This window comes from Gordonia sp. BP-119 (assembly GCF_016924115.1).
In the GTDB taxonomy this organism is placed as follows: Bacteria; Actinomycetota; Actinomycetes; order Mycobacteriales; family Mycobacteriaceae; genus Gordonia; species Gordonia hongkongensis.
The window spans coordinates 1-11193 of record NZ_JAFFZF010000074.1 but is presented as its reverse complement, the minus strand read 5'-3'; the positions used below and the strand labels follow the sequence as shown (position 1 = coordinate 11193).

At 68.8% G+C, this 11193-nt stretch carries 11 protein-coding genes; 3 read left to right on the top strand and 8 right to left on the bottom strand.

Annotated elements, in window-relative coordinates:
* Nucleotides 1-128: 128 nt before the first annotated feature.
* A complete protein-coding gene (dapA, locus tag JW364_RS23540) occupies nt 129-1034 on the bottom strand; it encodes a 4-hydroxy-tetrahydrodipicolinate synthase (RefSeq protein WP_058250171.1) in 906 nt (301 codons plus the stop codon).
* A gap of 38 nt (nt 1035-1072) precedes the next feature.
* Nucleotides 1073-1825 carry an FAD-dependent thymidylate synthase gene (gene thyX, locus JW364_RS23535; protein WP_065628932.1) on the bottom strand — a complete coding sequence of 251 codons (753 nt, stop codon included), beginning with the start codon at nt 1823-1825 and terminating at the stop codon, nt 1073-1075.
* Nucleotides 1826-1969: 144 nt separating this feature from the next.
* On the opposite strand from thyX, the gene JW364_RS23530 reads away from it, so the two are divergent.
* On the top strand, nt 1970-3628 hold the full coding sequence (locus tag JW364_RS23530; protein ID WP_165630178.1) for an alkaline phosphatase: 1659 nt from the start codon (nt 1970-1972) through the stop codon (nt 3626-3628).
* On the opposite strand, the gene JW364_RS23525 is transcribed toward JW364_RS23530, so the two are convergent.
* The 4 genes from JW364_RS23525 to JW364_RS23510 all read right to left on the bottom strand — a co-directional run bounded on the left by JW364_RS23525 (nt 3625) and on the right by JW364_RS23510 (nt 7053).
* A complete protein-coding gene (locus JW364_RS23525) occupies nt 3625-4404 on the bottom strand; it encodes an HAD-IIB family hydrolase (RefSeq protein ID WP_058250306.1) in 780 nt (259 codons plus the stop codon). The two genes, JW364_RS23530 and JW364_RS23525, sit on opposite strands and share 4 nt — an antisense overlap.
* 62 nt (nt 4405-4466) lie before the next feature.
* The gene (locus JW364_RS23520; protein WP_159370665.1) at nt 4467-5696 is read right to left on the bottom strand and encodes a winged helix-turn-helix domain-containing protein; all 1230 of its coding nucleotides are present in this window, start codon (nt 5694-5696) and stop codon (nt 4467-4469) included.
* Nucleotides 5696-6223 (bottom strand): dihydrofolate reductase, encoded by a 528-nt coding sequence (locus JW364_RS23515; protein ID WP_165630179.1) that lies wholly within the window; start codon nt 6221-6223, stop codon nt 5696-5698. The genes JW364_RS23520 and JW364_RS23515 overlap by 1 nt, the downstream gene beginning before the upstream one ends.
* Entirely contained in the window at nt 6220-7053 is an 834-nt protein-coding gene (locus tag JW364_RS23510; RefSeq protein WP_078112288.1) for a thymidylate synthase, read from the bottom strand. The genes JW364_RS23515 and JW364_RS23510 overlap by 4 nt, the downstream gene beginning before the upstream one ends.
* Nucleotides 7054-7161: 108 nt before the next feature.
* Between JW364_RS23510 and JW364_RS23505 the strand changes: the two genes are divergently transcribed.
* On the top strand, nt 7162-7536 hold the full coding sequence (locus JW364_RS23505; RefSeq protein WP_058250166.1) for an HNH endonuclease: 375 nt from the start codon (nt 7162-7164) through the stop codon (nt 7534-7536).
* On the opposite strand, the gene JW364_RS23500 is transcribed toward JW364_RS23505, so the two are convergent.
* The gene (locus JW364_RS23500; RefSeq protein ID WP_083207187.1) at nt 7537-8541 is read right to left on the bottom strand and encodes an AraC family transcriptional regulator; all 1005 of its coding nucleotides are present in this window, start codon (nt 8539-8541) and stop codon (nt 7537-7539) included. It abuts the gene before it with no gap.
* A gap of 121 nt (nt 8542-8662) precedes the next feature.
* Here JW364_RS23500 and JW364_RS23495 point away from each other — a divergent pair, with 121 nt between their 5' ends.
* A complete protein-coding gene (locus tag JW364_RS23495; RefSeq protein WP_065628936.1) occupies nt 8663-9586 on the top strand; it encodes an NAD(P)H-binding protein in 924 nt (307 codons plus the stop codon).
* Here JW364_RS23495 and nhaA read toward each other — a convergent pair.
* Complete coding sequence (gene nhaA / locus JW364_RS23490; RefSeq protein ID WP_065628937.1) at nt 9571-10893, bottom strand: Na+/H+ antiporter NhaA; 1323 nt, start codon at nt 10891-10893, stop codon at nt 9571-9573. The two genes, JW364_RS23495 and nhaA, sit on opposite strands and share 16 nt — an antisense overlap.
* Nucleotides 10894-11193 lie beyond the last annotated feature (300 nt).

Genomic DNA, 11193 nt, shown 5'->3' with positions numbered 1-11193 from the left:
GGGCGGACTCGGCGGGCCGGCCTTGCGGGCGGCGGCCCGGCGTCGGGTCCGGGGGCGGACGGTGCCGGTGGTGTCGTTGCCGGTGGTGTCGTTGCCGGTGTGGGGGCCGGTGGTGTCGTTGTCCGTCATCAGACCAGCACACCCGCCGCGCGCAGATCCACGATCAGTTCCTCGATCTGCGCCGGGTTCGCGGGCACCTGCGGCAGGCGCGGGTCGCCGACCTCCAGCCCGAGGATGCGCAGTGCCGCCTTCACCATCGTGACCCCGCCGAGGCGCCCCATGGCGTTGACCAGCGGCAGCATCGAGGTGTTGATCGCGCGGGCGGTCGGCAGATCGCCCTTCTCGACAGCGATCTGCATGTCGCGCAGGCGATCCGGGACGAGGTGGCCGATGACGCTGACATAACCGGTCGCGCCGATCGACAGCCACGGCAGGTTGAGTGCGTCCTCGCCGGACAGGTACTCCAGGCTGGTGCTGGCGATCAGGCCGGCCGCCGAGTGCAGGTCGCCCTTGGCGTCCTTCACCCCGCGGATGTTGGGGTGTTCGGCCAGGGCGAGCATCGTCTCGTTCATGATCGGGACCACCGATCGCGGCGGGATGTCGTAGAGCAGCACCGGCAGCGCGGTGGCGTCGGCGACGGTCCGGAAGTGCGCGAGGAGCCCGGCCTGCGGCGGCTTCGAGTAGTACGGGGTCACCACGAGGAGCGCGTGAGCACCGATCTTCTCGGACTCGATCGCGAACCGGACGCTCTCGGCGGTGTCGTAACTGCCTGCGCCCTGGGTGATCCGGGCCCGGTCGCCCACCGCGTCGAGGACCACCCGCAGCAACTCGAGCTTCTCCGGCACGGTGGTGGTCGGCGATTCACCGGTGGTGCCGGACACGACCAGCCCGTCACATCCCTTGGCGACCAGATGGTCGGCGAGGACGGCGGCCTTGTCCAGATCGAGGCTTCCGTCCGGGCGGAAGGGGGTGACCATCGCAACCACGTTCGTCCCGAAGGGATGCTCGTGCAGCGGTTCCTGGACTGCGTTCATGGTGCTCAAGGCTACCGCCTCCCTGTTGGTGACGATCCTCACCCTTCCAGCACGAATGGTGAGGTGGCGACCTCGGTCCCGTCGGCCAGGGTGCCGATCTCGAAATCGCCGAACACGGTGGGCGCCACCCGCATCAACTGGCGTAGACACTCCACCGCGAGCTGGCGGATCTCGACGTCGGCGTGCTCGGTGGCGCGCATGCCGACGAAGTGCCGCCAGGCGCGATGGTTGCCGGTGACGACGATCTTTGTCTCGGTGGCGTTCGGCAGTACGGAGCGAGCGGCCTGACGTGCCTGTTTCCGACGCAGGATGGCGTTGGGGACGTCGGCGAACTTCGCCTCCAGCGCCGCGAGGAGCTCGGTGTAGGCCGCCCGGCTCGCGTCGGTCGCCGCGGTGAAGAGGTCCTCGAGCTCCGGGTCGCCCACGATCGCCGGCGGCGCCACGACGTTGGAGTCGTGCTCGGGCACGAACCGCTGGGACAGTTGCGAGTACGAGAAGTGGCGGTGCCGGATCAGTTCGTGGGTGCACGAGCGGGAGATGCCGCTGATGTAGAACGTCACCGATGCGTGTTCGAGCAGCGACAGGTGCCCGACCTCGAGGATGTGCCGCAGGTAGCCGGCATTGGTGGCGGTACGCGGGTTCGGCTTGTCCCAGCTCTGGTAGCACGCCCGGCCGGCGAACTCGACCAACGCCTCACCGCCCTCGGCGTCGGTGCTCCACGGCACGTCTCCCGGCGGGGTGAACTGGGTCATCGCCACCATCTGCACCTTCAGCGGCACCAATTCGGACACGCATGTCTCCTGTCGTCCGTCGCGGCCACACGTCCGCGTGCCGCGCGGTATCCGATTCTCCCCCACCACGTGAGTACCGCACCGTCGGGCTCCGCCCGCGGTAGAGTCCCTGCAGGCGTGGGCGAGTACCCGGGGGTGGATGCGATGACGACGCGACGCGACTTCCTGCGCACGGGTGCGGTCGTGACCGGTGCGGCGCTCGCCTCCCCCGCCGTCGTCGCCCAGGGCGCGCCGCGGTCGCCCGGGCCCCCGTCGGCGGCAGTGTTCCGCCACGGCGTCGCGTCCGGCGACCCGCTCCCCGACGCCGTCGTCCTCTGGACCCGCATCACCCCGACCCCGGCTGCGACACCCGGTTCCGGCCTGGGGCCGCAGAGCCTCGTCCGCTGGGAGATCGCCCGGGACCCCGGCTTCGGCGCCGTCGTGGCCGCGGGCGAGGTGCGGACGTCCGCCGACTCCGACCATACGGTGAAGATCGACGCGTCGGGTCTGGCGCCGCGCACCTGGTACCACTACCGCTTCACGGTGCTGTCCGGACCCGCCACCGGCGCGGTGTCGCCCGTCGGTCGCACGTGCACCGCCCCCGCGACCGGTGCCGACGTCGCGAAGATCCGATTCGGCGTCGTGTCGTGTGCCAACTGGGAGGCCGGATACTTCGCCGCCTACCGGCATCTGGCCGCGCAGCCGGCACTCGACGCGGTGGTCCACCTGGGCGACTATTTCTACGAGTACGAGACCGGGCGATACACCGGCAAGACCGGAACCGTCCGGCCGCACGACCCCCGCCACGAGATCGTCACCCTGCGCGACTACCGGACACGCCACGCGCAGTACAAGACCGACCCCGACCTCGCCCGGCTGCACCGGGACCTGCCGTTCATCTGCATCTGGGACGACCACGAGTCGTCGAACGACTCGTGGTCGGGCGGGGCGGAGAACCATCAGGCGGGCGAGGGCTCCTGGGCCGCGCGGCGCACCGCCGCGCTTCGCGCCTACGCCGAGTGGATGCCGATCCGCCCCGCCGTCGACACCGCGGGCCGGCACCTGTTCCGCAGGCTCCGCTTCGGCCGTCTGCTCGAGTTGTCCATGCTGGATCTGCGCTCCTACCGCGACCTGCAGGTCAGCGCCCGGTCGGCGGCCATCGACGATCCCGCCCGCACGATCCTCGGCCGGGCACAGATGTCGTGGCTGACCAATGGACTCACGTCGTCGGAGACCCGCTGGAAGATCGTCGGCAACCCGGTGATGATCGCCCCGGTGCTGATCCCCCCGCTGGATCCGCAGACAACCGGCGCGGTCACCGCACTGCTCGGCATCCCGCGCGAGGGCATCCCGTACAACGCCGACCAGTGGGACGGTTACGCCGCCGATCGTCGACGTCTCCTCGAATCGCTGCGCCGCAATCGCGTCGACAACGTCGTCTTCATCACCGGTGACATCCACTCGTCGTGGGCGTGCGACATCCCGGCCGACCCGGCGAACTATCCCGGCGGCGGGAGTGTCGCAACGGAATTGGTCGGCACCTCGATCACGTCGACCAACATCGACGACATGCTGAACGTGCCCGCCAACACCGCCGGGGTCGCGGTGTCCTCGGCCTTCGCGGCCACGAACCACCACGTGCGCTGGAGCGAGTTCGACGCGCACGGGTATTCGGTCCTGACCGTGACGCCGGCGGCGACGCAGATGGACTGGTACTTCGTGCACGACAAGACGAATCCGCGCTCCGGCCAGTATTACGCGAAGTCCTACCGGGTCGCGAACGGCACCCAGCGGGTCGTCCCGGCGGGTGGGCCGGTCGACTAGCTGCCAGTCTCAACCTGATCCAGCAGCGCCGACAACTTCGCGTGGGTGTCGGGCCAGCCGTGGACGGCGATCGAGGTGATCCCGAGGGCCTTGACCGGATAGTCGTTGCCGCCCTCGTCGAGCCGGTCGCCGAAGAACAGGATGTCGCTGGTGCTGAGGCCGAGGATGTCCATCAACTTCAGTGCGCCGTAAGCCTTGTCGATGCCCTTCTTGGTGACGTCCACCGACGTCGAACCGCCGCTGCGCACCTCGAGGTCGGGAAGTCGCTCGGCGGCGTAGGCCCGCAGGGACTCCTTCTTCGCTCCGTCGGGGTCCCAGGCCGCCTTCGCGTCGACGGGCGCCTTCTGCCCCAGCGCGCTGAAGGTGATCTGGCTGCCGCGGTCCTCGAGGATGTCACCCCACGTCTCGCTCTCCCACAGGCCGAGCTCTTTCGCGCCGGCCTCCAGCACGTCGAGCGTGCGCTGCTTCTCGTCGTCGGTGAGGAACTCCGCGTAGACCGTCTCCCAGTCGTTCCCGGACCACCGCACGTACTGCGTTCCGCACGTCGGCATGAGGTGGAGGTTGGCGACGCTGTCGAAGTTGCCGAGCCGCGCGAGAACCTGCTTCTCGAACTGGGTGAAGTTGCCGCCGGAGATGATGCAGCCCAGGCTCACGTCGAGCATCCGACGCAGCAGATCGACCATCTGGTCGTCGAGCGGGCTCTTCGACGGGGCCAGGGTGTCGTCGAGATCGAACATCACCAATCGGTAGTCGTTACCCTCATACGACACGGTCATCGCTTCGTCTCCCATCGCTGTCGTGAACTGTCGATCCTCAGCATTGCATCACCCGGTGTGGGTCACGCGCCGTGCAGCACCCGTTGCAGGTCGGGCGCCAGGTCGCCGCGTCCGGACACGACGACATCGTCGAGGTCTTGCCAGCCGGCGAAGCTCCGCAGATCCGCGGACAGCCGTTCGGCGACGAGGCCTCGGGAACGACCCGGCTCGCAGTAGGCCCCGAGCACCTGCAGGGTGCGGTTCTTGCGGTCGGCCTTCAGGTCCACGCGCGCGGCGATGTCGGTGCCCAGCAGATACGGCAGCACGTAATAGCCGTGCACGCGTTTGTGTTCGGGCACATAGATCTCGATGCGGTAGTGGAAGTCGAAGAGTCGTTCGGCGCGGGGGCGGAAGAACACGAGCGGGTCGAACGGCGACAGGATCGCCGAGGCGTCGACGCGCCGCGGGATCACCGCGCCGGCGGCCAGGTAGGCCGGGTCGCGCCAGCCGTCCACGAAGATCTCCTGCAGCACACCGTCCTCGACGAGTTCGGCGACCGCAGGCCGCGCGTCGGCCGGCCGGAGCCGGTAGTAGTCGGCCAGATCGGCCACGGTGGCGACACCGAGCGCCTGGGCGGCACGGCTGACGAGTTCACGGTGCGCCTGCCCACGGTCGGGTCGCAGCGCGACGATGTCCGCGCCGACGATCCGTTCGGTGAGGTCGTAGTGCCGCACGAAGTTCCCGTTGCGGACCGCCGACAGGTCACCAGCCGCGAACATGGCCTCGCACAGGTGCTTCACCTCACCGCGCTGCCACCAGCTCCCGGCTGCACCGGGTTCACGTTCGATGCCCAGTTCCGCTTCGATGGCACGGGGCGTGGTCGCGCCGACCGCCTCGATCACTGCCCGGACGTCGCCGACCAGAGAACGGTTGCGACGGAGCACGTCTCGCGTGTGCCGATACCGACCGTCGGCGAAGTCGTCCATCCGCCATCGGAAGAGGGGCCAGTCGGGCACCGGGATCAGCGCGGCTTCGTGGGCCCAGTACTCGACGAGCAGCCGCCGACCACGCCCGGGCTGCCACGCGGCGCGGTGCAACAGGTCGGGATCGTAGGCACCCAGGCGAGAGAACAGCGGCATGAAGTGCGCACGCGCGGCGATGTTCACCGAGTCCATCTGCAGCAGCCGCGTTCGGCCGACGACGCGCTTCAGGTGTGCCATGGTGGGCGCGGCGGCGGGCCGGCGGTCGGTGAAACCCTGTGCGGCGAGCGCGATTCGACGCGCCTGCGCGATCGAGAGACGATCCGGCGCCATCAGTCCTGCCGAGCGCGCCGATAGTCGACGAAGCGATACCCGATGCCGCTCGTCGAGGTCTGCCACTCACCGCGATGTGCCACCGCCCAGTCGTCGGTGATCTCCGGGGCGAACGCGTCGGCGCCGTCGACCTCGACGTCGATCTCCGTGACACACAGTTCGGTGGCGAATTCCATTGCCAAGCGGTAGATCTCGCCGCCGCCGATGATTCCGACCCGTTCGCCACCGGCCAGCTCGAGCGCCTCGGCGACCGATCCCGCGACCGACGCGCCGTCGGCCGACCAGCTCGCGTCGCGGGTGACGACCACATTGGCGCGACCGGGCAGCGGCCGAAATCGCGGCGGCAGCGAAGCCCATGTCTTGCGGCCCATGACAACCGGGTGCCCGACCGTCAGTTCCTTGAACCGCGCCACATCTTCGGGGACCCGCCACGGGATCGTGTTGTCCCGGCCGATCGCCCCGCCGCGTCCCTGCGCCCAGACCAGGCGCACCTCACGCGAGCCCTCCCCCGCGAGGTCGGACGTCACACCGCCACCGGGGCTTTGATCCCGGGATGGGACCGGTAGTCGACGATGGCGATGTCGTCGTACTCGTAGTCGAAGATCGAATCCCGCTTGCGCAGTTCGAGTTTCGGATATGGGTACGGGTCGCGTGACAGTTGCAACGTCACCTGCTCGACATGGTTGTCGTAGATGTGGCAGTCGCCGCCGGTCCACACGAACTCGCCGACCTCGAGGCCCGCCTGCTGGGCCATCATGTGCGTCAGCAGCGCATACGATGCGATGTTGAACGGCACGCCGAGGAACAGGTCGGCGCTGCGCTGGTACAGCTGGCACGACAGCTTGCCGTCGGCGACGTAGAACTGGAAGAACGCGTGGCAGGGCGGCAGCGCCATCTGCGGAATCTCCCCCACGTTCCATGCGGACACGATGTTCCGGCGCGAATCGGGGTTGGTCTTGAGCAGGTCGAGGGCGGCCGCGATCTGGTCGATGTGCTCACCGGACGGTGTCGGCCAGCTCCGCCATTGCACGCCGTAGACGGGTCCGAGTTCACCGTTCTCGTCGGCCCACTCGTCCCAGATCGAGACCCCGCGCTCCTGCAGCCATCGGACGTTGGAGTCGCCGCGCAGGAACCACAGCAACTCGTAGACGATCGACTTCAGATGCACCTTCTTGGTGGTGATCAGCGGGAAACCCTCGGCGAGGTCGTAGCGCAATTGCCTGCCGAAGAGGCTGCGCGTCCCGGTCCCGGTGCGGTCGGCCTTCGGCGTCCCTGTCTCCATGACGAGGCTCAGCAGGTCCTCGTACGGAGTCGGGATGGTCCCGGTCGATGACATGTCGCGGATGGCCGTGCTCACGGGTGCCAGTCTAGGCAAAGCAGTAGTCGCACCGCCGGGCGCACGACACGGCCCCGACTCGGCCTGTGACGGCTGTGACTCGTGTGATCCGAGCGGTAGGCTCCTCCCGTGGCCACCCGCAGCACCACCCGCGCCAATCGGTACGCGAAGCGTCGTCGCAAGCGTGTCGCCGCCCGCGACAACGACCTCACCGACGCCCAGTGGCTCGCGCTGCAGGAGGCCTGGGGTGGGTGCGCGTATTGCGGCGCGGTGGGCGTCGCCCTCCAGCGCGACTGCATGCTGGCCATCTCCCGCGGCGGCCGGTACACCGTCGCCAACGTCGTGCCGTGCTGCGGTTCGTGCAATGCGAGCAAGTGCAACTCCGAGGTCACGACGTGGATGCGGCGGAAGAAGCTGGACGAGAAGGCGTTCCTGGTCCGGCAATTCGAGGTGAGCCGCGCGCTCGCCGCCGCCGTCGACCCGGCCGCCGGCCAGGACGAGTGATCAGCCGGCTCGCGCTGCGCGTCGTACTCGTCCGGGTGAGGACCCGTTGACCCGCTTGAACGCCCGGCTGAACGCCGCCTCGGACGAGTAGCCGAGTCCGCCCGCCACCGACGCGACAGACGCGTTCGGGTCACGAAGACGATCCGCCGCCACACACATCCGCCACCGGGTGACGTACTGCATCGCCGGCTCGCCGACGACGGCGGTGAACCGGGCCGCGAACGTCGACCGCGACATCGCGCACTCACGGGCCAGTCGTTCGACGCTCCACTCCCCCGCCGGATCGCGATGGACCGCGGCGACCGCACGCCCGAGTTGTGGATCGGCGAGAGCCCCGAGCCAGCCGGTGCGGGTGCCCTCCGCGTCCTGCAACCACGATCGGATGGCGTGGATGACGATGATGTCGGACAACCGGGTGATGACCGCCTCCCCGCCGGGCCGGAGTTCGCCGGCCTCGTCGATCACGATGCGCATGAGGTCCCGCAGCCACGAGTTGCTCGCACCCGCACGGGAATCGGTGGCGCGGATGGCGAGGATCGGCGGCAGCATCGAGGTCAGCGACCGTGCCGAGGGATGGTCGAACCGGACGACGGCACAGATCAGGACCGAGCGTTCGGGCCCGTCGCCGCCGTGGCGCAGGACGGCATACCGATCGCTCAGGTAGTCGTGCGGCAGATCGGTGACGACCGGGGCGAACGTCGCCTCGCCGTCTCCGCGGATGACGTGCGACCGGCCGTGCGGCACGACGACGAGATCTCCCGGTGCGAATCGCAGCGACTCACCGTCCGGCGCGGACAACCGCAGCGACCCCGACACGACGAGGTGCACGCACAGACAGTCCTCCCAGACCGGCATGGTCAGCGCCCAGGGCTCGGTGAGCTCCGACCGGCAGTAGAAGGCGCCGTTCAACCGGAAGAAGTGCAGGGCCTCCCCGAGCGGGTCGGGGCTGTGGAACGGGTCCGGGTGACTGCCGTCGGGTCTGCGCACCCGTCCATGATCGGTCATCGTGATCCGATCGTCTGCCGTTTCGGACGATTGAGCATGCATTGCGGACTGTGAGCGCTGTTTCGTCCGGCAACTCCGCTTCACTCTGGACATACGACATCGAACGATTCAGGAGGTCCTCATGTACACAATCCTCGGGGCAACAGGCACCGTCGGCGCACAGGTCACCACCCGCCTGCTCGACGCCGGACACCGGGTTCGGGCGGTCGGGCGTTCTTCTGAGCGGCTCGACGCCCTCGCTCGGCTCGGTGCCGACACCGCGGTAGCCGACACCACCGATTCGTCCGCGCTCGCCACCGCCATGCGCGACTCGGACGCGGTGTTCGTGATGCAACCCGTGGATCACACTGCCGCCGACCACCTCGCCTCGCAGCGGACGATGACCGACGCGATCGTCCGCGCCCTCCGCGAGTCGGGTGTGCCGCGTGTGGTCGCGCTCAGCAGCGTCGGCGCCGAGATCAGCTCCGGCACCGGATTTCTGGTCGGTCTGCACATCCTGGAGCAGCGGCTGGCGGAGTTGTCCGGCGTCGAGGTGCTCGCTCTGCGTGCCGGCTGGTTCTACGACAACGCCCGCTCGTACCTCCCGCTGATGCAGAATGCGGGCATCGTCGCGGACTCGCTGGATCCGCATGTGGCGGTTCCGATGGTCGCCACGCGGGACATCGCCGCGGCAGCGGTGGATGCGCTGGTCGGAACAGGCTGGGGCGGTAAACATCTGAGCCGGGAAATCCTGGGTCCGGTGAACGTCGACCAGGCCACCGTGACGGCCGCGTTGGGACGTGCCTTCGGCCTTCCGAAGCTGCGGTATGAGCGCTTGTCCGACGACGACATGGTCGCGACGCTCGTCGACGAGGCCGGATTCAGTCCCGATGTCGCAGGCCATCATGTGGGCATGACACGGGCCATCAACGACGGCCGGGTCGTCGGCCGACGTCCGGGGACCACGGTGCTCACCGGGCCGACGACCATCGACGACTACGCCACCGGCCTGGCGGCAGCCGCGATGGCGACGACTTCGAGTCCCACCGATCAGCTGTCCCGCTGATAGACATCCGGAATGCCGTCGTGGTCGTCGTCGCGCATCTCCTCTTCGGCGACCCGGCGATAGTGGCGGTTGCGCATCCGCAAGATGACCGCCGCGGCCGAGGCGGCCGCCAGTGAACCGACCAGCACACCGATCTTGACGTACTCCGCGCGGTCGGATTCCGGGTCGTACGCCAGGTCGCCGATGAGCAGCGACACGGTGAAACCGATGCCGGCGAGCATCGCGACACCGGTGACGTCGATCCACCGGATGCTGGCGTCGAGGGTGGCGCGCGTGAACCTGGCGAGAAGTGCGGTGGTGCCGACGATGCCCACCGTCTTGCCGACCACCAGACCGAAGATGATGCCCAGCGCAACGGGGTTCGTGAGCGCCTCGCGGAGTCCGCTGAGACCGCCGATCGTGACGCCGGCGGCGAAGAAGGCGAACACCGGGATGGCGAAGCCGGCCGAGATGGGCCGGACCCGGTGTTCGAAATGCTCTGCCAGGCAATGCCGGGTATCCGTCTCATCGCTCCCGACCCGCCGGAGCACCGGGACCGTGAAGCCGAGGACGACGCCGGCGACGGTGGCGTGAACGCCGGACTCGTGGACGAATGCCCACGTGAGGGCCGCCAGCGGGAGCAGGAGCCACCACGCGGTGATCCGCCGCTGCACGAGAACGGCGAACGCTGCGAGTGGGATCAGGGCCAGGGCCAGCGCGGTGCCGTTGATGGTTTCGGTGTAGAACACCGCGATCACCGTGATGGCCAGCAGGTCGTCCACGACGGCCAGGGTGAGCAGGAAGGTGCGCAGCGCGACGGGCAGGTGCGTGGAGAGCACGGCCAGCACGGCGACCGCGAACGCGATGTCGGTGGCGGTGGGAATGGCCCAGCCCTGCACCGCTCCGTCGCCCGCCCGCATGGTGACCGCAACGAAGATGAGTGCGGGAACAGCCATTCCACCGACCGCCGCGGCGATGGGCAGCGCGGCCCGCGCGGGGTCGCGGAGGTCGCCGGCGACGAACTCGCGTTTCAGCTCCAGACCGACGACGAAGAAGAAAATGGCGAGCAGACCGTCCGCCGCCCAGGTGGCCAGGGAGAGATCGAGGTGCAGACCGAGCGCGTCGGACCCCACATGGATGTCGCCGAGGCCGAAGTAGGCGGCCGACCATGGCGAGTTGGCCCATAGAAGGGCTACGACCGCGGCGACGAGCAGCAGCATGCCGCCGATGGTTTCGCGCCGGAAGATGTCGGCGATGCGGGAAGCTTCGGGCCAGGAGCCGCGCGAGAAGAGCGTCGGGGTGGCCCGACGGGAGTCGGTGTCAGTCATGGTGCGTACGGAGTCCTTCGTCGGGTGGGCTACGTACGCGTCGTGGCCGCCCCCTCGTGCGGGGCTCACCGTCAACGCGCAGCCGACCAGACTTCCCGGCACACCGCGTGTCAGTCTAACAGCTAGGCGCCTACGCGGCCCTGTGCACGGCGGGCTCTAGGTGAGTTGTGTTGGGTCAAGCCCCTGGTAGTGGTGTAACTGGTTTTTGATCCTTCGTTGGTGATCAGGCGGGTAGTTGCATCAGTTCATCGGTGCTCACCTCCGTGGTCGAGCTGGTGCCGGTGTCGGTGGTCAGTGTGA